Source organism: Halomonas rhizosphaerae (genome assembly GCF_030010555.1).
In the GTDB taxonomy this organism is placed as follows: Bacteria; Pseudomonadota; Gammaproteobacteria; order Pseudomonadales; family Halomonadaceae; genus Halomonas; species Halomonas rhizosphaerae.
Genome location: NZ_JASCQP010000028.1, coordinates 82,101 through 102,872 on the forward strand (window position 1 = coordinate 82,101; position 20,772 = coordinate 102,872).

Below are 20,772 nucleotides of genomic sequence, written 5' to 3' on the forward strand. Positions count from 1 at the left end.
CACGACGATGACAACAACACCGGATATCCACGAGCCGACCTTCCTGGCCGGTGACGAGTTCAGCATTCCCACCTTCCGGCTGCTCAAGCAGGACGGCACCCTCCACGAGGGCGCCAGGGCACCCGGCCTGGAACACGACAAGGCCCTGGCCATCTACCACGCCATGGTGGCCACCCGCGTGCTCGACGAGCGAATGCTCGCCGCCCAGCGACAGGGCCGGCTCTCCTTCTACATGCAGTGCACCGGCGAGGAAGCCGCGGTGATCGGCGCCACGGCGGCGCTCGACGATGCCGACATGATCATGGCGCAGTATCGTGAGCAGGGCGCCCTGGTCTATCGCGGCTTCACCTTCGACGAGTTCATGAACCAGCTGTTCGGCAACGAGCTGGACTACGGCAAGGGCCGCCAGATGCCGATCCACTACGGGTCGCGCAAGCTCCACTACATGACTATCTCGTCGCCGCTGGCCACCCAGATTCCCCAGGCCACCGGTTATGCCTATGGCCAGAAGCTCGCCGGCGATGGCCAGTGCACTACGGTGTTCTTCGGCGAGGGTGCCGCCTCCGAGGGCGACTTCCATGCCGCCCTAAACATGGCGGCGGTGCACGAGGTACCGGTGATCTTCTTCTGCCGCAACAACGGCTATGCGATCTCCACCCCGTCCATCGAGCAGTTCGCCGCCGATGGCGTGGCACCCCGGGCCTTCGGCTATCGCATGCACGTGATCCGCGTGGATGGCAACGACATCCTCGCAGTCTACTCCGCCACCCGGGAGGCACGCCGGATCGCCGTGGAGCACAACCAGCCGGTGCTCATCGAGGCCATGAGCTATCGCCTGGCCGCCCACTCCTCCTCGGATGACCCCTCAGGCTACCGCTCGAAGAAGGAGGAGGAGGCCTGGCGCGAGAAGGATCCGATCCTGCGCATGCAGCGCTGGCTGATCGACCTGGACTGGTGGAGCGAGGAGGAAGAGAAGGCCCTTCAGGAGAGCCTGCGCCGCGAGGTGCTGGAGACCATGAAGCGTGCCGAGAAGCGCCCGCCACCGCCCCTGGACAGTCTGGTGACCGATGTCTATGCGGATGTCACCCCGGAGCTGCAGCGTCAGCTCGACGCTTTGAAGACCCATATCCGCCAGTATCCGGAGGCCTACCCGAAGGGAGCGCGCTCCCTGGACCCGGACGTGCGCGCCGGTGACGACGTCGCTGCCAAGGGAGGGGAGTGAGATGCCGACCATGAACATGCTGCAGGCCATCAACAACGCCCTGGACATCGCCATGGGCGAGGACGACAAGGTGCTCTGCTTCGGCGAGGACGTGGGCAGCTTCGGCGGCGTCTTCCGTGCCACCAGCCACCTGCAGGAAAAGTACGGCCGCGCGCGGTGCTTCAATACACCGCTGGTGGAGCAGGGCATCATCGGCTTTGCCAACGGACTGGCCGCCCAGGGCTCGGTGCCGGTCGCGGAGATCCAGTTCGCCGACTACATCTTTCCGGCCTTCGACCAGATCGTCAACGAGACGGCCAAGTTCCGCTACCGCTCCGGCGACCTCTTCAACGTCGGCGGTTTGACCATCCGTGCCCCCTACGGCGGCGGCATCGCCGGCGGCCATTACCATTCCCAGTCGCCCGAGGCCTACTTCGCGCATACGCCCGGTCTCAAGATCGTGGTGCCCCGCGACCCCTATCAGGCCAAGGGGCTCTTGCTGGCCTCCATTCGTGATCCCGATCCGGTGATCTTCTTCGAGCCCAAGCGCCTCTACCGTGCCGCGGTCGGCGAGGTGCCGGAGGAGGACTACCAGCTGCCCATCGGCGAGGCCGAGGTGACCAAGGAGGGCACCGATGTGACCCTGGTGGGGTGGGGCGCCCAGATGGAGGTGATCGACCGTGCCGTGGAACTGGCCGAGAAGGACGGCATCTCCTGCGAGGTGATCGACCTGCGCACCCTGCTGCCCTGGGACCAGGACAGCGTGGCCGAGTCGGTGTTCAAGACCGGCCGGCTGGTGGTTACCCACGAGGCGCCGCGCACCGGGGGCTTCGCCGGCGAGATCGCCGCGGCCATCCAGGAGCGCTGCTTCCTGTACCTGGAATCGCCCATTGCCCGGGTGACCGGCCTGGATACGCCCTTCCCGCTGACGCTGGAGAAGGAGTACCTGCCGGATCACCTGAAGATCGTCGAGGCCATCCGCGCCAGTGTGAATTTCTGACGACCCGGGTTCAGGACAGGAGAGACAAGATGACAGAGTTCAAGCTGCCCGATATCGGCGAAGGTATCGTGGAGTGTGAGGTAGTCGAGTGGCGCATCAAAGAGGGTGACGTCATCGAAGAGGACCAGCCGGTGGTCGAGGTGATGACCGACAAGGCGCTGGTCGAGATCACCGCGCCGGAGGCGGGGCGGGTCACCCGGCTTCACGTGCCCAAGGGCGAGATCGCCAAGGTCCATGCGCCGCTCTTTGCCTACGAGGCCGAAGGCGAGGCACACGCACCGGCAACGTCGGACAAGCAGGAGGAGTCCCCCGCGGTCGAGCAGACCCTGACGCAGAAGGCCCCCCAGGCAGCGCCCCGGGGCGCCACGTCCAGGGATTTCATCCTGCCGGACCTTGGCGAGGGGATCGTGGAGTGCGAGGTGGTCGAATGGCGCATCGCCGAGGGTGACGTCATCGAGGAGGACCAGCCGGTCGTGGATGTGATGACCGACAAGGCCATGATGGAAATCACTGCCCCCGAGGCAGGGACGGTCACCCGGCTGCATGTTCCCAAGGGCGAGATTGCCCGCGTCCATGCCCCGCTGTTTGCCTACGCCCCGGAGCATACCGAGGACATGGACGAGACCGCCTCGACGGCACCGGCGCCCGCCGAATCTGCCCCGCGTCCAGCTCCTGGTCCGGACATGGCCGCGAGCTCGTCGGCTGCGGCTCCGCAGGCCAGTGGACTTGGCCCCCACGGGCGAATTCCGGCGAGCCCCGCGGTGCGGCGCCTGCTGCGTGAGCATGGGTTGCGCCTCGAGCAGGTGCCGGGATCCGGCAAGCAGGGGCGGGTGCTGAAGGAAGATGTCCAGGCCTTCCTGGAGCGCGGCGGCACGGCCGCCGCGGAGCCGGCGCCCGCCCGAGAGGCGGTGCCGTCGGCCCGGCCATCGACGGGCGAGGCGGAGGTTCGCGTCGAGCCCTTGCGCGGCGTTCGGGCCGCCATGGCCCGCCAGATGGTGGCCTCGGCCTCGATGATCCCGCACTTCCAGTACGGCGAGGAGCTCGATGTCACCGAGCTGCTGGCGCTGCGCGAACGCCTCAAGCCCGAGGCTCAGGCCCTTGATGCGCGCCTGACGCTGATGCCCTTCTTCATGAAGGCCATGGCGCTGGCGATTCGTGACTTCCCGATCCTCAACAGCCGCCTCAACGAGGCAGGTGACGAGATCCACTACCTGCCGTCCTGCAACATCGGCATGGCCGTGGACGGCAAGGCGGGGCTGATGGTGCCCAACGTCAAGGGGGTGGAGCGACTGACCCTGCTGGAGATCGCCGGCGAGATCCAGCGGCTGACCGCCGGGGCCCGCGAGGGCAGGGTAGCGTCATCCGACCTGAAGGGGGGCACCATCAGCATCTCCAACATCGGGGCACTGGGCGGGACCTATGCGGCGCCGATCATCAATGCCCCGGAGGTGGCCATCGTCGCCATCGGCAAGACCCAGTGGCTGCCGCGCTTCGACGAGCAGGACAGGGTGGTCAAGCGGGCGATCATGACCATCACCTGGGCGGGGGATCATCGCCTGATCGATGGTGGCACCATCGCCCGCTTCTGCAACGCCTGGAAGGGCTATCTCGAAGCGCCGGAGAGCATGCTCCTGCACTTGGGATGAGAAACCCTGATTCATTGCTGCGCTCGATATCCTGGCCGCCGGCGGTGCTCGCAATCCTCATTGAGCAGCCAGTCAACTCCGGTTGCTCCGCTCCGGCGGCGGCCAGCCTCTCATCGCTCGCGACATGAATCAGCGCTTCTCCAACATTCTAGGGTAATGCGATGACCCAGGCGTCCCTTCAGCAGTTCTATATTCCGGAAGAGCAGTCGATCTACCTGCTCAGCCATGACGACGCCCGCAAGCTCAAGGCGTGGGTGGCGTTGTGTCAGGCCCAGCTGGAACAGCTGGGTTACCGGAATATCGAACTGATCGGCAAGGGCGCCTACGGTTTCGTCTTCGCCGGGCTCACCGGGCTCGGTGAGCAGTACGTCTTCAAGTTCACCCGCGTCAACCTGCCCCAGCACCTCCAGGATCGCCTCGAGGAAGAGGCCTTCATGCTGGAGCAGGTCGATCACCCCCGGGTGCCCAAGCTGATTGTCTTCCAGCGGGTGCGCAGCCAGTCGATCCTGGTGATGCAGCGCGCCCCGGGCTTCAACATGGAGGAGGTCTCGCTGCATGAGGGACGCCTGTCGCCGCGCCTGGTGGTGCGCATTGCCGACCAACTGGCCGATATCCTGCGCACCCTTCGCCGCGAGAGCGGACCGGCCGGCAGGCCGGTGGTGCATGGCGATATCAAGCCCTCCAACCTGGTCTTCGATGATGCCCAGGAGACCATCGCCCTGATCGACTGGGGCTCCTCGGTCTTCGCCCAGCTCGACGCCAGCCTGCAGTTCGTGGCGACCAACGTCATGGAGCTGATGTCGGACAACCTGCAGCAGACCAACGCGCGACTGGGGGATGTCTACTTCATCGGCGAGGAGCAGCTCAACGGGGCGCTCTCGTCGCCTCGCTTCGACGAGCAGGGGGCGGCGGCCACCCTCTATGCCCTGGCCTCGGCCCAGTCCTGTCGCTTCGGCCACCGGGCCATTCCCGCCACCTCCCTGGGATTGCCCATGGAGTTCGCGCGCATGCTCGATGGCATGCTCGATCCTGACCCACGCACCCGCATGCGCGCCGGCGACCACTTCATCCGCGAGATGCCCCGGCTCGCCCGTCTGGTGATGCTTGACCTCCCCACGCCCCAGGAGCCCCCCCTGGTGCCGGTCTGGAGTCGCCCGGCCGGTCGCGAGATCGATACCGTGGTCTACAGCTCGCGCAAGTCCTTCCTGCGCGAGGAGGGCGGTCGCGAGACCCTCAACGACGTCAACGACGTCCAGCTCGATCGCTACTACAAGAACTTCATGCAGAACATGGGGGAGACCGAGAAGGCCTTCCTGGCGGCGGTGAGCCGGCTGGGCAAGTACCCGGTGGTGGGCGGGCTGGCCGTGCGCTGGGAGGCCGAAGGGGTCTATATCGACACCTCGCTCAACCTGCACGCCCCGGAGCGACGCGCGGCCTTTATCGCCGCGGTCAACAACATGGTCACCCTGGCCCGGGCGATTCACCGTCGCGGCATCTTCAAGAGCTGCCTGTTCAATGCCCGCGATACCCTGCACCTGGACCGGGAGAGCGTGGACCAGCCCTTCGAGATCCTGCCCGGGATGCGGCTGCACTATGAGGTCAGCGCGGTGCCTGAGCTGGAGGACCGCTCACGCCTGCACAGCTACTTCGAGGATGGCCCGGACCCGGAGGAATTTCTTGTCCTGCCCGAGGCGATCATCGCCTCGCTGGAGGCGCTCAACGAGATTCACCACACCGGCATGATCATCTTCGAGGCGCTGCCCCAGCACCTGAAGATCCATAGCCACTATCGGCTGCTCGACCCCTCCCGGGAGGAGGAGTTCCGGGGCCGCCTGGATGACATCCTCGAGGCGGTGGGGCTGATCGAGGGGCTCGGGGTGTCGGGCTTCATGAAGATGCCCTACAAGGACACGCGCTTCTTCGCCCATATCGAGCGCCAGCCGGAACGCTTCTACCCGCGCAATCCTCGGCAGGCTGCCGAGCTGTTGGCGACCCGGGAGAGCGAGTAGACTTCCGGGCCGGAGTCCGGTCTTGTCCGACAGGGAGGTCAATCGTCGTCCATGCTCCAGCTGATGCTGATCAAGCTGCTGGCGACTGCCGGCATCGTGATTCTCGTGGCGCTCTCGGTGGGCCGCCTGGGGCCGCGGCTGGGTGGCATACTCGCCGGCACGCCGGTGATCCTGGGTCCTGGCTACTTCTTCATGCTGCGCGAGCAACCGGCGGGCTTCGTGCAGGACGCCGTGCTTTCCACCCTGCACGCCCTGGTGGCGACCCTGCTGTTCACCGTGAGCTTCGTGCTGACCGCGACACGGCTGTCGGGCCTGCACAGCCTGGCGCTGGCCAGCCTGCTCTGGGTGCCCGGCGCGTTGTTGTTCACGCAGATACCGGGAGGCCTGCTCGCTGCCATTGCCGCTTACCTGGTGGTGCTGTTGGTCGCAGAGGGCGTCAATCGCTGGCAGCAACTGGGGCAGCCGGTGGTGGTGGCAAGCTCGGGGTGGCTCGACCTGCTGCTGCGCGGGCTGCTGGCGGGGGCGGTGGTGAGCCTGGCGACTACCCTGGCGGCGAGGTCAGGCCCCGAGTTGTCCGGTGTCATTCTGGGTTTTCCGGTCGGTATCCTGACCATCGCCTGGGCGCTGCATGAGCGCTATGGGGCCGAGGTGGCACGCATGACCGTCAGCATGACCCAGCGCGGCATGCTGAGCCTGCTTGCCTTCTGTGCCGTGAGCTATCTCGGCGTGGGCCACCTGCCGGGCATGGTGGTCTTCGCCCTGTCTCTGGCGGCGTCGATGATGACGAGCTTCCTGCTGTTCATGTTCAGCCTGTGGCGGGCCCGCCGGCTCTACCCGCGCGCGTCTGCCTAGCCCAGGCGCCGCATTCGGCTAGAGCGAGGCGGCGGAGCGGGCGGCCTGGTCATAGAGCCCGGACATGGCCCGCAGCAGTCCCGCCAGGCGACTCATCTCCTCGCGCTCGATACCCATGGAGGAGAGCGAGTCGACCAGACAGGCCTCGCGGATCTCGGCATAGCGGCCACAGGCGTCCCGCCCCAGGTCGGTGGTGCGAAAGTAGGTCTCCTTGCCCTGCTTCTCGCCGGCCACCAGTTCCAGCCGGGCCAGCTTCTTCAGGGCATAGGTCACCGTGTGGGTATCCTCGACGTTGAGCACCAGGCAGATGTCTGCCTGGCGCTTGGCCCGCTCCCGATGGTTGACGCTGTGAAGCACCAGCACGTCCAGGGCGCCGAGTTCCGGATAGCCGGTGGCCGTCATGCAGCGCACCATCCAGCGGTCGAAGGCATGCCCGGCGATGATCAGGCCGAACTCGAACTCCGAGAGCTCCTGACTGCTGCGCGACAGGTGCTCCGAGGAGACGATGGGGCCGCGAGGTGTCCGTATGCGTGTCACTTGGTGCTCCTTTTCCCTGTTGTCCATGCTCAGTTGCCCATGGCCTGTGGCAGCCAGGTGACGATGCCGGGGAAGAGGCTGATCAGCACGACACCGAGCATCATCAGGAAGAAGAACGGCATGGCCGCCCAGGCGATCGACAGGATATTGCGCCCTGTCATGCCCTGAAGCACGAAGAGGTTGAAGCCCACCGGCGGGGTGATCTGCGACATCTCCACCACGATCACCAGGTAGATGCCGAACCAGATCAGGTCGATGCCGGCGGCCTCGACCATGGGCAGCATGATGGAGGTGGTCAGCACCACGACCGAGATGCCGTCCAGGAAGCAGCCCAGCAGGATGAACAGGAGGGTCAGCGCCGCGAGCAGCATGAACGGCGACAGCCCCATGGTGCCGATCCAGGCGGCGAGTTCCCGGGGTAGCCCGGTGAAGCCCATGGCGGCGGTGAGGAAGGCGGCGCCTGCCAGGATGAAGGCGATCATGGTCGAGGTGCGTACCGCCCCGAGCAGGGCGTCGCGAAACACCGTGCCGTCCATGGTGCCCTGGGTACTGGCCAGCAGCAGTGAAAGCACCACCCCCACGGCGGCCGCTTCGGTGGGGGAGGCCAGGCCGGCATAGATCGAGCCGATGACCCCCACGATCAGGGCCAGCAGGGGAATCAGGCGGCGTGCCCGACGTAGCTTCTCGCCCAGCGGCAGGCCGGTCTCGGCGGGGGGGATCTTGTCCGGGAAGCGCCACGACCAGAGCATCAGATAGCCGGCGAACAGCGAGATCAGCAGCAGGCCGGGGAAGATGCCAGCCATGAAGAGGCGGGCAATGGACTGGTCGGTGGCCACCCCGTAGACGATCAGGATGATCGAAGGCGGGATCAGCAGGCCGAGGGTTGCCGAGCCGGCCAGTGTGCCGATGACCAGCTTTTCGTCATAGCCGCGGCGAGTGAGCTCGGGAATGGTCATCCTGCCCATGGTGGCGCAGGTGGCCGCCGAGGAGCCGGAGACGGCGGCGAACAGGCCACAGCCGATCACGTTGGTATGCAGCAGGCGACCCGGAATGCGCTGCATCCAGGGCGACAGGCCGGTGAACATGTCGTCGGCGAGCCGCGATCGGAACAGGATCTCGCCCATCCAGATGAACATCGGCAGGGCGGTGAGCTCCCAGCTGTAGCTCTCCCCCCAAACGTTGGACGCGAGCACATCGCCGGTCGGCACCGAGGTGAACTGCGAGAGCCCCAGCCAGCCCAGCCCCAGCAGGGAGAAGGCTACCCAGACGCCGCTGCCGAGCATCAGCAGCAGGGTGGCGAAGAGAACCGTCATCATCACGAGCATGGTGTGTCTCCCTGGCTCATTCCTGGCCGCTGTCGTCGATGGTGAAGGTGGAGGGCCGGGTCACGGCGGTCACCAGGGTGGCCAGCCAGGCCTCGGCCAGCGCTAGGCAGAACAGCGCCACGCCGCTGAGCATGGCCGACTGGGGGATCCATAGCGGGATGCTCAGCAGACCGTAGGAGGTCTCGTTGAAGGCGATGCTGTCGTCCAGCAGCCAGTAGAGGTACCAGCCGAGATAGAGGCTGAGCACCAGGGCAATGCTCAGGCAGAAGAGCTCGACGAAGGCCCGCGGCGCCGCGGGGAGCCGCCCGATCAGCAGCGTCACGCGGATATGGCCGCCGTGGACGAAGGTGTAGGCGAGCCCCAGGAAGCTGGCGCCGACCAGCAGGAAGCCGGAGATCTCCGAGAGGCCGGGGATCGCCAGGCCGATGCGTTCACCGCCGATCCCGGTGGCGATGCGATCGATGATGCGCCCGAGGATCTGGGACGTGATCAGGACGCAGATTAGGCACAGGCAGAAAGCGGCCAGGTAGCCGCCCAGGTTATAGAGCGGTCGCAGACGATAGGTCATGGCGGTAACCGGAAGCAGGGCCGGGGCGTGGGAGCCTGTCGGTCTTGACCGATCGTGACGAGAGGTTCGGATTTCGAGACGAGTTTATCGATCTGATAAGGCGAATAGCCCGCTATTTAACGAATCAGATCGAATGAAGTTGGCCGAAAGACCGGATCTCGCAGTAGATCAGTGTCAAGCCCGACAGGCTCCTTGAGCCCCGGCGGGTGGCGGGTTCAGTCGCGGGCGGCCTCGTAAGCCTCGAGGATGGCGGCCCCCTGGTCACCGGCGCGGCCGGCCCACTCCTCGGTCATGGTCGCGCCGATCTCCTTGAGCAGCTCGGCGAGTTCCGGGGTCGGCTCGCTGACCTCGATGCCGTTCTCCTTGAGCACCGCGAGGGCATCATCGGTCTCCTGACGGCTCATCTCCCAGCCCCGCGTCTCGGCCTCGGCGGCTGCGTCCAGGACCGCCTGTTGGGTGGCCTCGTCGAGGCGCGAGAAGGCCTTCTCGCTGACGATCACCATGTTCTTCGGCAGCCACAGCTGCGCGTGGTTGAAGTGGCTCAGGTAGTCCCAGGCCTTGGTGTCGGCGCCGGTGGCCGGTGAGGTGATCATGGCGTCGACGCGGCCGGTGCTGAAGGCGGTGGGGATGTCCGGTACCTCGACCTGGGTCGGCACGGCGCCGACCAGCTGGGCGATCCGTTCGCTGGCGGTGTTGTAGGCACGCATGCTGAGGTTCTTGAGGTCGTCGCCGGACTCGATGGCCTGGTTGGTGTAGATGCCCTGGGGCGGCCAGGGGACGGCGAAGAGCAGACGCAGCTGCTGTTCGGCAAGCTCCTCGGCGATGACCTCCCGTGAGGCCTCCCACAGGGTCTGGGCATCCTCGTAGCTGGAGGCCAGGTAGGGAACCGAGTCGACCTCGAAGATCGGGTTCTCGTTGGCCAGGCGGGACATGATCAGCTCGCCGATGGGCACGATGCCGCGACGCACCGAGTTCTTGATCTCGGCGTGGCCGATCAGCGAGCCGTTGGAGTGCACGGTGATGTCCAGTTCGCCATCGGTGGCCTCGCGCACCTCGTCGGCGAACTCGCGGATGTTGACGGTGTGGAAGGTCATGTCGCCGTAGGGCGTGGGCATGTCCCATTCGGTCGCGGCCTGGGCGGTGCTGCCCAGGGTGGCTAGGCTGATACCGATGGAGGCAGCCGAGGTCAGATGCAAGAGGGGGAAGCGGGCAGTCATGTGCGGTTCCTCGTGTCGGGTTCTTGTTGTCGCTGCAGGTCGTCGGACAGCGGGCCGTCCAGAAGGAGTCTAGCGACTGTTCGCGAGGAAGGTTAGGCAGGCGATCGACGCCCAGTCAACGATGTGTAGACTAAAGAACGATGTCTTATCGATAAAACGTTGATAAATTCTCGTCATAACGTAGCTCAGAGGAGGTGGATCATGAAGACCCTGCTGCTCAATGCCGACATGGGCGAGAGCTTCGGTCCCTGGGTCATGGGCCTGGACCACGAGGTGATGCCCCACGTGGACCTGGCCAACGTGGCCTGTGGTTTTCACGCCTCCGACCCCGACGTGATCCGCATGACCGTGCGGCTGGCCAAGCGCCATGACGTCACCGTGGGCGCCCACCCCGCCTACCCGGACATGGTGGGCTTCGGACGCCGTTCGATGGCCTGCTCGGCCGAGGAGGTCGAGAACCTGGTGCTCTACCAGGTCGGTGCCCTGGCCGGGGTCTGCCGGGCCGAGGGCCTGGAGGTCGGTTACGTCAAGCCCCACGGGGCGCTCTATAACGACATGATGCGCGACCCCGAGATCCTCGATGCGGTGATGCGCGCGCTGGTGGCCTACGATGTACGCCTGCCGTTGATGGTGATGGCCACCCGGGATACCGCTGCAGCGCGGGAACTGGCCGAGCGGCATGGCGTGACCCTGTGGTTCGAGGCCTTCGCCGATCGCGCCTACGATGCCGAGGGGCGGCTGGTCTCCCGGCGAGAGATGGGGGCCGTGCACCACGACCCCGAGGTGATCGTCGACCAGGCGCAGCGCATCGCCCGCGGCGAGCCGCTAACGGCCAGCGACGGCAGCGACCTCGTGCTTGCCGCCGATACCCTCTGCGTGCATGGCGACAACCCCGAGTCGGTCGCCGCCATCAAGGCGATCCGTCAGGCGCTCAATGACCTGGCGAGTGCCTCATGAGCGGTCGGTTTCCTCAGGGGCTGCCGCGCCTCGAGCCCGCCGGGCTGGACGGCTGGATGGTGCGTCTGTTCGATGCCATCGACGAGGGCAACATGCCCTGGCTCACCGCCCTGGTGAGGGAGTGCGAGACGGCTTTTGGCGACCGCCTGGTGGATCTGGTGCCGTCCTATACCACTCTGCTGGTGGTCTTCGACCCGTTGCGACTCTCGGCAGGCGAGGCCAGGAAACAGCTGGTCGAGCTCCTGCAGCGGCTGCAACCCGACGAGGAAGCGGCGGATGCACCGGTCAAGGAACTGCCGGTCTGGTACGACGCCTCGGTGGGGCCCGAGTTGTCGCGACTGGCCGAGCTTGCAGGCATGAGCCTCGACGAGGTGGTGGCCTGCCATAGTGAGCGCAGCTACCGGGTATTCGCCCTGGGCTTCGCACCGGGCTTTGCCTTCATGGGTAGCGTCGATCCCAGGATCGAAGCCCCGCGCCTGGATACTCCACGGCGCCGCGTGCCGGCCGGCAGCGTGGCCGTTGCCGGAAGGCAGACCGCGGCCTATCCCACGGTCACTCCGGGTGGCTGGAACCTGATCGGCCGGACGCCGGCAGTACTCTTCGACCGTGACCGTGAGGGTTTCAGCCTGCTCCAGGTGGGTGACCGTGTACGTTTCGTGCCCATCGAGCGTAACGAGTTCGAGCGTCTGGGTGGCGACACCCGCGCGATGGAGGAGGGATCATGACGCCTGCGAAAGATGGTCTGAGGGTGGCGCGGGCCGGCCCCCTGGCGCTGCTCCAGGATGCCGGTCGCTTCGGCGTGCGGCGGCTGGGGGTGACCCAGGGCGGACCGGTCGACCTGCACGGCTGGGCCTGGGCCAACCACCTGGTGGGCAACGCCTGGGGGACCCCGGCTCTGGAGGTGACTTTCGGCGGCCTCGAGCTCGTGGCCGAACGCGATCTGGTGCTGGCGGTGGCGGGGGCGAACCTGTTCGCGACCCTGGAAGGCGAGCCGCTCGCCGGCTGGCGATCACTCTCCGTCAAGGCGGGCCAGCGGCTCGCCTTCGGTGCGCCGGTCAACGGCCTGAGGGCCTACCTGGCGGTGGCCGGTGGCTTCGCGGCGGAGCCGGTGCTGGGCAGCGTGGCCTGTGTGGTGCGCGAAGGGCTGGGCGGCCATGATGGCAAGGGTCATCGGCTGGCCGAGGGCGACACTCTGCAGGTCACGCCGTGTCGCACCTCCGCCGGCAGCGAGGCCCCCCGTGAGGCGCGGGTCGACTATCGCGGGCCGGCCGAGCTGGCGCTGCTGCCGGGCGCCCAGATAAGCGAGTTCAGCGGGGCGAGCCTCTTTCGGGCGTTCAATGCAGACTGGCGGGTGGACGATCGTGCCGATCGCATGGGGGTGCGCCTGACCGGCCCGCGGCTTCAATGCCGGATGACCAGCATGATCTCCGAAGGGATCGGCCTGGGGGCGGTGCAGGTGCCGCCCGACGGCCAGCCGATTGCCCTGCTCAATGACCGCCAGACCATCGGCGGCTACCCTCGGCTCGGCGCACTCACGCCGCTTGCCTGCTCACGGCTGGCCCAGTGCCTGCCGGGGCAGGAGGTGAGACTGAAGGCGGTCTCGACCGAACAGGCCCTGGCGGCCTATCGTCGCTTTCGCGCCGGTTTCGCTTGAGGCGCCGCATCAGGCGGCGCCTCAGGCAACTCTTTCAGGCACCCAGGCCACTCTCGCGCAGCAACTGGTCGATGCTGCGCTCGGCGCGGGGTGTTGCCGTATCCTCGAGGAGCAGCTGGGTCTCCAGGTCGGCCAGCCCGTCCTGCACCAGGCGCTCGATCAGCTCGGCCTTGGTGATGCCGGTGTGGTGGCTGGCGCGCTCCAGGCGGGCTTCCAGGTCGCGGGGGAATCTCAGCAGGTGGGGCATGGTCTGTCTCCTGGGGCTGGCGCCGGGTCCCCGGGCGCATGGAATGTATCCTGAGTGTAACATTGGCCTGTCGTTCAGGAGGTGTCTGACGGGAAGTTTCATGCCTGGTGATGACGGCGGTATGACAGCTGTCAGTCGCGTAATGGAGGTCCTGGCCTCAACCGGGGCGAATGCCACCTCACGCCAGTTCCCGCCGTCGCATGACCTCGGTGATGATGGGGACCGGCGTCATCAGGTGCTCGCGCATCATCCCGGCGGCGCGTTTTGCATCGCGGGAGAGGATGACCTCCACCAGGGCGGCATGTTCGCGCCGTTTGCGCTCAAGGGCCTCGGCGGAGAAAACCGTCTCCCGTAGCCAGAGATGACGGTAGCGCTCCACCTGGTCGAACAGGCTCTCGCGGACTTTCAGCAGGTGGGGGGAGTTGCAGCCGGCGGCGATGGCGGTATGGAAGGCCTTGTGGCGGGTGTCCCAGACGTCGAGCAGTTCCTCGGAGCTGTTGACCTCCGTCACCTTGGCCAGCGTATGGGCCTTGGCCAGGATGTCGGCCTCCCAGTCGTCGCCACCCCGTTGGATGGCGAGCTCCAGGATGAGACCCTCGAGCTGGGCCCGGGCGTCATAGAGATCGGCGAGTTCCGACAGCGACATGGGCGCTACCCGATAGCCACGTTGGCTGATGGCCACGACCAGGCTCTCGGCCACCAGCTGCGACAGCGCCTCGCGCAGGGGGCCGATGCCCAGCCCGTATCGGTCCTTGAGACCACTCATCAGCAGCTTCTCGCCGGGCGAGAAGACGCCGCGGATGATGTCGCGTTTCAGCCAGTGGTAGGCACTGACGCCCAGGTTCTGTTTCGAGGAGGTGTCCATGGCGTGCTGTCGTTCCGAATGTGGCAGTCATCATACCCAATCATCGCCACTGTGGTGAATCGTGCCGTGGATCATCGAAAAATGGAAACAGTCGGAGAACATGGATATTCTCCGGTCACATGCCTGTCATTCCGAGGTGAGCCTTGTACGACTTCATCATCATAGGCGGGGGTATCCTCGGCATGTCCACCGCCATGCAGCTGAGCGAGACCTTTCCCGATCGGCGCATCCTGCTGTTGGAGAAGGAGTCGGGCCCGGCCCACCACCAGAGCGGCCGCAACAGCGGTGTCATCCATGCCGGGGTCTACTACGCCCCCGGCAGCCTCAAGGCGCGCTTCTGCCGCGAGGGGAACCGGGCCACTCGGGCGTTCTGCGAGGCCCATGGCATCGAGACCCGCATCTGCGGCAAGCTGCTGGTGGCCACCAACGACCTCGAACTCGAGCGCATGCAGGGGCTCTGGGAGCGAACCGGTGCCAACGGTCTCGAACGCGAGTGGCTATCCGCCGAGGCGCTTCGCGAGCGCGAGCCGAGGATCACCGGGGTCGGGGCCATCTTTGTGCCCGCCAGCGGCATCGTCGACTATGCCCGGGTCACCCGGGCCATGGCCGAGGAGTTCGAGCATCGCGCTGGGCAGATCCGTTACGATCAGGAGGTCACCGGGATCGACGAGCGCCCCGGCGAGGTGGTGGTCAGGACCCGCGATGACGAGTTCTCTTCCCGCTACCTGATCTCCTGCGCGGGGCTGATGTCTGACCGCATCGTGAGGATGCTGGGGCGCAATCCCGGCTTCATCATCTGCCCCTTCCGCGGCGAGTACTTCCGCCTGCCGGAGACGCGTGACGGGATCGTCAATCACCTGGTCTACCCCGTCCCCGATCCGGCCATGCCCTTTCTCGGCCTGCACCTGACGCCATTGATCGATGGCGGCGTGACCCTTGGCCCCAATGCCGTGCTGGCATTGGCCCGCGAGGGATATCGCAAGTCGGATGTCTCGCTGCCGGACCTGGCGCGGCTCTTCACCCATGCCGGGGTGTGGCGGATGCTGGCCAGCAATGTGCGGCCGGGGCTGGAGGAACTGCGCAACTCCTTCTCCCGTCGCCGCTACCTGGCTCTGGTGCGCCGCTACTGTCCCGACTTGACCCTCGATGACCTCCAGCCCTGGCCTTCGGGCGTGCGCGCCCAGGCAGTCTCCCGCGACGGGCGGCTGATCGATGACTTCCTGTTCGTCAACACGCGGCGCACCGTCAACGTCTGCAACGCGCCATCACCGGCGGCCACCTCGGCGCTGCCCATCGGGCGCTACATCGTCGACAAGGTGAAGGAGCAGGTGGAGGTCGGTTGACAGGCCCGCCATCAGGACGCCTCGGGGGAGCGCTTGAGCTCCTGCCAGGCCGCGTAGGTGCTGAGGAAGACCCGTCCGGTGAGGTCGTCGAGGAAGTCGCTGTGCTTGAGGCGGTCCATCACCGGTCCCTTCACTTCGGCCAGGTGCAGGGTGACCCCCGAGTCCTCGAGCCGGGCATTGATGGCGTCGAGGCTCTCCAGTGCCGAGGCGTCGATCAGGTTGACCGCCGAGCAGATCAGCACCACGTGCTCGAGTTCCGGACGGCTTGCCACCAGCGCATAGACGGTGTCCTCGAGATAGCGGGCATTGGCGAAGTAGAGGCTCTCGTCGACGCGCAGCATGGCAAGGTGGCTGACGGTTTCGGTCTCGTGACGCTCGATGCTGCGGAAGTGCTCGGTGCCGTCGATGCGTCCCACCAGTACGCTGTGCGGGCGGCTGGTGCGGTAGAGGAAGAGGGCGATGGAGAGCAGCACGCCCGAGATGATGCCGGCCTCCACCCCCTCCACCAGGGTCAGCACGATGGTCACTGCCATGGCCGAGAAGTCGCTGCGCGAGTAGCGCCAGGTCTGGCGTACCAGGGGGATATCCACCAGGGTCAGGATGGAGATGGTGATGGTGGCCGCCAGGGTGGCGATGGGCAGGTGCTGCAGCAACGGGGTCAGCGCCAGGGTCGCCGCGCCGATGCCTAACGCCGCGAAGAGGCCGGCCATGGGCGTGCGGGCCCCGGATTCGAAGTTGATCACCGTGCGCGACAGCCCCCCGGTGACCGGCATGCCAGCGGAGAAGGCCGCGGCGAGGTTGGCACCCCCCAGGCCTACCAGTTCCTGGTTGGGCGAGATGCGCTCGCGACGTTTGGCCGCCAGCATCTGGGCCATGGAGATCGATTCGACGAACCCCACCACACTGATCAACAGGGCCGGGATCAGCAGGGTGCGCCACAGCGGCAGATCCAGCGGTGGCAGGCTCAGGGGTGGCAGCCCCCCGGGGATGGCGCCGACCACCGCCACCCCCCGGTCCGCGAGTCCCAGCCACCAGCTCAGCAGCGTCGTCACGACCACCGCGAGCACCGGGCCCGCCCGGGCCAGCAGTGAGGCGAGCCCCTTTGGCAGTCTCAGTGCCCGCAGCATCCGTTCCCCGTAGCGTCGCATTCCGACCAGGAAGACGAGGCAGCCCAGGCCGAGCAGCAGGGTCGGCCAGTGGGTCTGCCCCAACTCGCCGCCGAGGCTGACCAGCAGGTCCAGCGCGGTGAAGCCGCTCGCCTGGATGCCCAGCAGATGGGCGGCCTGACTGGCGGCGATTAGCACCGCCGAGGCGGAGAGGAACCCGGCGATCACCGGATGGCTCAAGAAGTTGGCGAAGAAACCCAGGCGCAGCAGGCCCATGGCCGTGAGCATCAGTCCGGAGAGCAGCGAGAGCACCAGGGCCGCCTGCAGGTAGTCTGAGGTGCCCGGGGCGGCCACCTCGGAGAGGGCCGCGCCGCTCATCAGGGCGATGATCGCCACCGGGCCCACGGCCAGGGTGCGGCTGGTGCCGAGTAGGGCGTAGGCGATGGCCGGCAGGATGCTGGCATAGAGACCGACCACCGCCGGCAGGCCGGCCAGCAGGGCATAGGCCAGCGACTGGGGTATCACCATCACGGTGACGATGACTCCGGCCAGCAGGTCGGCGCCGGCCAGTCGTCGGGTATAGTGGGGTAGCCAGGTGAGGATCGGCAGGTAGCGCTTGAGCATCCTTACTCGCCATGTCGGTGGCAGGGTCGACGAGAGCGGACCCGAGGCATGCCTACCAGACTAAACGATATTGGTCCCCGGGTTCAGGGTTGGGTAGCATTCGATAAATCAGTAGATCCGCATGACAACGCAGAAGGACACGCCATGAAGCCCGAGACCCTCGCCCTGCACCACGGCTATGCCCCCGATGACCAGCACGCGGTGGCGGTGCCGATCCACCAGACTACCTCGTTCTCGTTCGACAGCGCGCAGCATGCCGCGGACCTCTTCGACCTGAAGGTCGAAGGCAACATCTACTCGCGGATCATGAACCCCACCTGTGCGGTGCTCGAGCAGCGCGTGGCGGCCCTGGAAGGGGGCATCGCCGGGCTGGCGGTGGCGTCGGGCATGGCGGCCATCACCTACACCATCCAAACCATCGCCGAGGCCGGTGACAACATCGTCTCCATCAGCGAGCTCTACGGCGGCACCTACAACCTCTTCGCCCATACGCTGCCACGCCAGGGGATCGAGGTGCGCTTCGCCGACAAGGATGACATCGCCGGCCTCGAGTCGCTGATCGATGCCCGCACCAAGGCGGTGTTCTGCGAGAGCGTCGGCAATCCCTCTGGCAGCGTGGTGGACATGGCGGCTCTGGTTGATGTCGCCCATCGCCATGGCGTGCCGGTGGTCGTCGACAACACCGTACCGACCCCCTTCCTGTGGCGGCCCATCGAGCACGGTGCCGACATCGTTATCCACTCGGCGACCAAGTATATCGGCGGCCATGGCACCACCGTGGGCGGGGTGATCGTCGATTCCGGCCGTTTCCCCTGGGCCGATCACCCCGACCGCTTCCCGCTGCTCAACGAGCCGGATGTCTCCTACCACGGTGTCTGTTACACCCGCGACCTGGGCGAGGCCGCCTTCATCGGCCGTGCCCGGGTGGTACCGCTGCGCAATATGGGGGCGGCGCTTTCCGCCCAGGCGGCCTGGAACCTGTTGCAGGGCCTTGAGACCCTGTCGCTGCGCATCGAGCGTGTCTGCGACAACGCCCAGAAGGTGGCTCAGTACCTCGAGGGACACCCGTCGGTGACCTGGGTGCAGTACGCGGGCCTCGAGAGTCACAAGGATCACGCCCTGGCGCAGCGCTACATGGGCGGGCGTGCCTCGGGCATCCTCAGTTTCGGCATCCAGGGCGGTCGCGAGGCCGGGGCGCGCTTCTATGACGCGCTGGGCATGATCCTGCGGCTGGTCAATATCGGCGACGCCAAGACCTGTTCGTCGATCCCGGCCGCCACCACCCACCGACAGCTCAACGACGAGGAGCTCGAGGCAGCCGGCGTGAGGCCCGACATGGTGCGCCTCTCCATCGGCATCGAGCATGTCGACGACATCCTCGCCGACCTGGAGCAGGCCCTGGCCGCCAGTCAGGCCTGACGGCGCATCGGGCCATAGATTCCCACCCCCGACACCGGGTCCAGCGACGGTAGCGGGGGTGAGAGGGGCATCATGGGGGCTGCGGCGCGTCAGTCGCCAAGGACCTCCTTCGCGGGAGCATCGAGGCCGTGGCGGTCGATCAGCTCATCCAACTCGTTGACCAGCCACTTCCTGTCCTGGGGGTACATGATCTCGCCGCCATCGGAGACCATGAGGTCATCCCCCATCAACAACTCCCGTACCTGGCGGAGGGTGGTGCTCCCGGGATCCATGAAGTCATGTATCAACGCCGCAAGCTCCGGGGTTGCCTTGGGTCGATCTTCATTTGGTCGTTCGCTCATCGGGCTGCCTCCTGGTGATGGTGGACGGTCTTTCCGATCGTGGTGCGGCGCCGGGTTGAGTCGCGGATGGGTCTCTTCTCCCCACAGCATGACCAGGGCACCGGAGAGAAACATGGCGATGGCGACGAACCAGAAGCCACCGGTGACGGCACCCGACAGATGGGCCACCAGGCCGAAGCCAAGGGCCCCGATACCATAGCCCAGGTCGCGCCAGAAGCGGTAGATGCCGATGGCGGAGCTGCGCCAGTTGGGGTGCGAGATATCGGCCACTGCCGCACTCAGGTTCGGGTAGAGCAGCGCCATGCCCAGTCCCCCGAAGTTGAGAGTGCCCTTGACGAAGCCGAAGGCGACCACGAACGACGTCAGCATCATGAAGGAGCCCTCGGCGACGCCGAACGCCGACTCGGCCAGCGCCGGGACCACGGTACGCATCATCCCGATGGTCAGGCCGACCAGAAACACCTGGCCCAATTGATGGCTGAACTGGTGGAGGTTCTCGCGGATGCCGTGCGTGTAGCGCTCCTGGGCCGGGTCGGGTGTCATGGTGTTTCCTCTGGTACTGGTACTGGGACTGGCCGGTGTCGATACCTCGCCAGGTGGTTGGCCTCGGTGGAGTCGCCAGGGAACACCAGAGCGTCCCTACCTTTCGGATGTCGTCGAGGAACTGCCCGCCGGCTGTGGGTCAGCACTCAGTCGGAACCATAGCGTGGCCAGGGTTACCAGCAGGGCCAGGGGCAACATCGCCAGATTGAGGGCTTCCCAGCCCAGCCGATGGAGCAGCTGCCCGGCCATCAGTGCGCCGAGGGCCACCAGCGAGAAGATGATCAGGTCGTTGATGCCCTGCACCTTGCCGCGCTCGACCTCGAAGTGGACGGAGGAGAGCAGGGCACTGCCGCTCACGAACAGAAAGTTCCAGCCGATGCCCAGCAGCACCAGCGATATCCAGAAATGGACGATGCTGAGGCCCGTGGCGGCCACCACCGCCGAACCGGCCAACAGCGCGGCCCCCATCAGCAGGATACGGTCCACGCCGAAGCGCGCGATCAGGCTGCCGGTGATGAACGACGGGGCGAACATGCCCAGCACGTGCCACTGCATGATGAAGGCGACCTGGCCCATCTCGAAGCCCTGGGCACGCATGGCCAGCGGGGTAGCAGTCATCACCAGGGTCATGACAGCGTAGCCGACGGCGCCGGCCAGCACGGCAACCCCGAAGCTGGGTTGACGGGCAATGGTGCTCATGGGGCGTGAGGCGTCACCGGGCTTTGGCTCGCCGCTGGCGGGCACCCTGAGTCGGCTCAGCAGGCCGATGGCCACCAGGGCGAGCAGCGCGATCACCAGATAGGGGCCACCCGAGGGCACGCCAGCGATCAGGTCCCTGGCGGCACTGGCGTTCCAGGGACCCAGGAAGGCTGCCACCATGCCGCCGGCCAGGACGAAGGAGATCGCCCGGCTGCGAAACCCCGGGCTTGCCACGTCGACCGCGGCGAAACGGTAGTACATGGCAAACCCCTGATAGAGGCCGAGCAGCAGGTTGCCGGCGCAGAACAGCCAGAAGGAACCCGTGGCGATGCCCGCGAAACTGACCAGCCCGCCACCCACGCCGCCCAGGGTGGCCCCGGTGATGAACCCGCGTCTCCGGCCCACCCGCTTCATGTAGAGGGACGCCGGCAGGGTGGAGATCACGGTACCCAGCATCATGATGGCAATGGGCAGCGTGGCGAGCCCCGGGGTGGGGCTCAACTGCTGGCCGACCACGCCACTCAGGGTCATCACCGTCACCATGGCGATGATGAACAGGGTCTGGCTGGTGACCAGGATGGCCACGTTGCGCTTTTCCCGGGATACCGGCGCCATGGGT

Annotated in this window: 19 protein-coding genes; 10 read left to right on the forward strand and 9 right to left on the reverse strand. The window is 66.5% G+C overall.

All coding sequences use genetic code 11. The features are described 5' to 3' along the window. Nucleotides 1–7: 7 nt before the first annotated feature. The 5 genes from QLQ83_RS12555 (at nucleotide 8) to QLQ83_RS12575 (ending at nucleotide 6,708) form a co-directional block, all read left to right on the forward strand. The gene (locus QLQ83_RS12555) at nucleotides 8–1,222 is read left to right on the forward strand and encodes a thiamine pyrophosphate-dependent dehydrogenase E1 component subunit alpha (RefSeq protein WP_282735859.1); all 1,215 of its coding nucleotides are present in this window, start codon (nucleotides 8–10) and stop codon (nucleotides 1,220–1,222) included. A 1-nt stretch (nucleotide 1,223) separates the two neighbouring features. Further along, complete coding sequence (locus tag QLQ83_RS12560) at nucleotides 1,224–2,201, forward strand: alpha-ketoacid dehydrogenase subunit beta (RefSeq protein ID WP_282735860.1); 978 nt, start codon at nucleotides 1,224–1,226, stop codon at nucleotides 2,199–2,201. A 29-nt stretch (nucleotides 2,202–2,230) separates the two neighbouring features. Beyond that, nucleotides 2,231–3,847, forward strand: a complete 1,617-nt coding sequence (locus tag QLQ83_RS12565; protein WP_282735861.1) for a dihydrolipoyllysine-residue acetyltransferase — start codon at nucleotides 2,231–2,233, stop codon at nucleotides 3,845–3,847. 161 nt (nucleotides 3,848–4,008) lie between these two features. After that, nucleotides 4,009–5,856, forward strand: coding sequence for a protein kinase domain-containing protein (locus QLQ83_RS12570; protein WP_282735862.1), 1,848 nt, complete (start codon nucleotides 4,009–4,011; stop codon nucleotides 5,854–5,856). A gap of 51 nt (nucleotides 5,857–5,907) precedes the next feature. Next, a complete protein-coding gene (locus QLQ83_RS12575) occupies nucleotides 5,908–6,708 on the forward strand; it encodes a hypothetical protein (RefSeq protein WP_282735863.1) in 801 nt (266 codons plus the stop codon). Nucleotides 6,709–6,726: 18 nt separating this feature from the next. On the opposite strand, the gene QLQ83_RS12580 is transcribed toward QLQ83_RS12575, so the two are convergent. The 4 genes from QLQ83_RS12580 to QLQ83_RS12595 form a co-directional block, all read right to left on the reverse strand. Continuing rightward, nucleotides 6,727–7,245 (reverse strand): winged helix DNA-binding protein, encoded by a 519-nt coding sequence (locus tag QLQ83_RS12580; protein WP_282735864.1) that lies wholly within the window; start codon nucleotides 7,243–7,245, stop codon nucleotides 6,727–6,729. A gap of 29 nt (nucleotides 7,246–7,274) precedes the next feature. Continuing rightward, nucleotides 7,275–8,570: a TRAP transporter large permease gene (locus tag QLQ83_RS12585; protein WP_282735865.1), complete on the reverse strand. Its 1,296-nt coding sequence runs from the start codon at nucleotides 8,568–8,570 to the stop codon at nucleotides 7,275–7,277. Nucleotides 8,571–8,586: 16 nt separating this feature from the next. Next, the gene (locus QLQ83_RS12590; RefSeq protein WP_282735866.1) at nucleotides 8,587–9,138 is read right to left on the reverse strand and encodes a TRAP transporter small permease; all 552 of its coding nucleotides are present in this window, start codon (nucleotides 9,136–9,138) and stop codon (nucleotides 8,587–8,589) included. Between the two features lie 215 nt (nucleotides 9,139–9,353). Beyond that, nucleotides 9,354–10,355, reverse strand: coding sequence for a TRAP transporter substrate-binding protein (locus QLQ83_RS12595; protein WP_282735867.1), 1,002 nt, complete (start codon nucleotides 10,353–10,355; stop codon nucleotides 9,354–9,356). Nucleotides 10,356–10,556: 201 nt separating this feature from the next. Between QLQ83_RS12595 and QLQ83_RS12600 the strand changes: the two genes are divergently transcribed. Genes QLQ83_RS12600 through QLQ83_RS12610 form a run of 3 tightly spaced genes read left to right on the forward strand, consistent with a single transcriptional unit; the run spans nucleotide 10,557 to nucleotide 12,966 of the window. Then, on the forward strand, nucleotides 10,557–11,312 hold the full coding sequence (locus tag QLQ83_RS12600; RefSeq protein WP_282735868.1) for a 5-oxoprolinase subunit PxpA: 756 nt from the start codon (nucleotides 10,557–10,559) through the stop codon (nucleotides 11,310–11,312). Further along, entirely contained in the window at nucleotides 11,309–12,037 is a 729-nt protein-coding gene (gene pxpB / locus QLQ83_RS12605) for a 5-oxoprolinase subunit PxpB (protein WP_282735869.1), read from the forward strand. The genes QLQ83_RS12600 and pxpB overlap by 4 nt, the downstream gene beginning before the upstream one ends. Further along, entirely contained in the window at nucleotides 12,034–12,966 is a 933-nt protein-coding gene (locus tag QLQ83_RS12610; RefSeq protein WP_282735870.1) for a 5-oxoprolinase subunit C family protein, read from the forward strand. Before pxpB ends, QLQ83_RS12610 begins: the two co-directional genes overlap by 4 nt. Nucleotides 12,967–13,000: 34 nt before the next feature. On the opposite strand, the gene QLQ83_RS12615 is transcribed toward QLQ83_RS12610, so the two are convergent. After that, nucleotides 13,001–13,213, reverse strand: coding sequence for a hypothetical protein (locus QLQ83_RS12615; RefSeq protein ID WP_282735871.1), 213 nt, complete (start codon nucleotides 13,211–13,213; stop codon nucleotides 13,001–13,003). Nucleotides 13,214–13,391: 178 nt separating this feature from the next. Next, nucleotides 13,392–14,078 (reverse strand): DNA-binding transcriptional regulator CsiR, encoded by a 687-nt coding sequence (gene csiR / locus QLQ83_RS12620; protein ID WP_282735872.1) that lies wholly within the window; start codon nucleotides 14,076–14,078, stop codon nucleotides 13,392–13,394. 143 nt (nucleotides 14,079–14,221) lie between these two features. Between csiR and lhgO the strand changes: the two genes are divergently transcribed. Further along, on the forward strand, nucleotides 14,222–15,421 hold the full coding sequence (gene lhgO, locus QLQ83_RS12625; RefSeq protein WP_282735873.1) for an L-2-hydroxyglutarate oxidase: 1,200 nt from the start codon (nucleotides 14,222–14,224) through the stop codon (nucleotides 15,419–15,421). Nucleotides 15,422–15,432: 11 nt separating this feature from the next. Here the strand turns inward: lhgO and QLQ83_RS12630 are convergent, their stop codons facing one another. After that, nucleotides 15,433–17,151 (reverse strand): SulP family inorganic anion transporter, encoded by a 1,719-nt coding sequence (locus QLQ83_RS12630; protein ID WP_282735874.1) that lies wholly within the window; start codon nucleotides 17,149–17,151, stop codon nucleotides 15,433–15,435. Nucleotides 17,152–17,295: 144 nt separating this feature from the next. Between QLQ83_RS12630 and QLQ83_RS12635 the strand changes: the two genes are divergently transcribed. Further along, nucleotides 17,296–18,570 carry an O-acetylhomoserine aminocarboxypropyltransferase/cysteine synthase family protein gene (locus QLQ83_RS12635; protein ID WP_282735875.1) on the forward strand — a complete coding sequence of 425 codons (1,275 nt, stop codon included), beginning with the start codon at nucleotides 17,296–17,298 and terminating at the stop codon, nucleotides 18,568–18,570. 89 nt (nucleotides 18,571–18,659) lie between these two features. Here QLQ83_RS12635 and QLQ83_RS12640 read toward each other — a convergent pair whose 3' ends face one another. Both QLQ83_RS12640 and QLQ83_RS12645 read right to left on the reverse strand, forming a co-directional pair. Further along, complete coding sequence (locus QLQ83_RS12640; protein ID WP_282735876.1) at nucleotides 18,660–19,454, reverse strand: MFS transporter; 795 nt, start codon at nucleotides 19,452–19,454, stop codon at nucleotides 18,660–18,662. Between the two features lie 96 nt (nucleotides 19,455–19,550). Further along, complete coding sequence (locus tag QLQ83_RS12645; protein WP_282735877.1) at nucleotides 19,551–20,768, reverse strand: MFS transporter; 1,218 nt, start codon at nucleotides 20,766–20,768, stop codon at nucleotides 19,551–19,553. Nucleotides 20,769–20,772 lie beyond the last annotated feature (4 nt).

Coding starts and splice junctions, on each gene's coding strand:
- QLQ83_RS12555 (WP_282735859.1), top strand. CDS start 8: ATGACAACAACACCGGATATCCACGAGCCGACCTTCCTGGCCGGTGAC.
- QLQ83_RS12560 (WP_282735860.1), top strand. CDS start 1,224: ATGCCGACCATGAACATGCTGCAGGCCATCAACAACGCCCTGGACATC.
- QLQ83_RS12565 (WP_282735861.1), top strand. CDS start 2,231: ATGACAGAGTTCAAGCTGCCCGATATCGGCGAAGGTATCGTGGAGTGT.
- QLQ83_RS12570 (WP_282735862.1), top strand. CDS start 4,009: ATGACCCAGGCGTCCCTTCAGCAGTTCTATATTCCGGAAGAGCAGTCG.
- QLQ83_RS12575 (WP_282735863.1), top strand. CDS start 5,908: ATGCTCCAGCTGATGCTGATCAAGCTGCTGGCGACTGCCGGCATCGTG.
- QLQ83_RS12585 (WP_282735865.1), bottom strand. CDS start 8,570: ATGCTCGTGATGATGACGGTTCTCTTCGCCACCCTGCTGCTGATGCTC.
- QLQ83_RS12590 (WP_282735866.1), bottom strand. CDS start 9,138: ATGACCTATCGTCTGCGACCGCTCTATAACCTGGGCGGCTACCTGGCC.
- QLQ83_RS12595 (WP_282735867.1), bottom strand. CDS start 10,355: ATGACTGCCCGCTTCCCCCTCTTGCATCTGACCTCGGCTGCCTCCATC.
- QLQ83_RS12600 (WP_282735868.1), top strand. CDS start 10,557: ATGAAGACCCTGCTGCTCAATGCCGACATGGGCGAGAGCTTCGGTCCC.
- pxpB (WP_282735869.1), top strand. CDS start 11,309: ATGAGCGGTCGGTTTCCTCAGGGGCTGCCGCGCCTCGAGCCCGCCGGG.
- QLQ83_RS12610 (WP_282735870.1), top strand. CDS start 12,034: ATGACGCCTGCGAAAGATGGTCTGAGGGTGGCGCGGGCCGGCCCCCTG.
- QLQ83_RS12615 (WP_282735871.1), bottom strand. CDS start 13,213: ATGCCCCACCTGCTGAGATTCCCCCGCGACCTGGAAGCCCGCCTGGAG.
- csiR (WP_282735872.1), bottom strand. CDS start 14,078: ATGGACACCTCCTCGAAACAGAACCTGGGCGTCAGTGCCTACCACTGG.
- QLQ83_RS12630 (WP_282735874.1), bottom strand. CDS start 17,151: ATGCTCAAGCGCTACCTGCCGATCCTCACCTGGCTACCCCACTATACC.
- QLQ83_RS12635 (WP_282735875.1), top strand. CDS start 17,296: ATGAAGCCCGAGACCCTCGCCCTGCACCACGGCTATGCCCCCGATGAC.
- QLQ83_RS12640 (WP_282735876.1), bottom strand. CDS start 19,454: ATGACACCCGACCCGGCCCAGGAGCGCTACACGCACGGCATCCGCGAG.
- QLQ83_RS12645 (WP_282735877.1), bottom strand. CDS start 20,768: ATGGCGCCGGTATCCCGGGAAAAGCGCAACGTGGCCATCCTGGTCACC.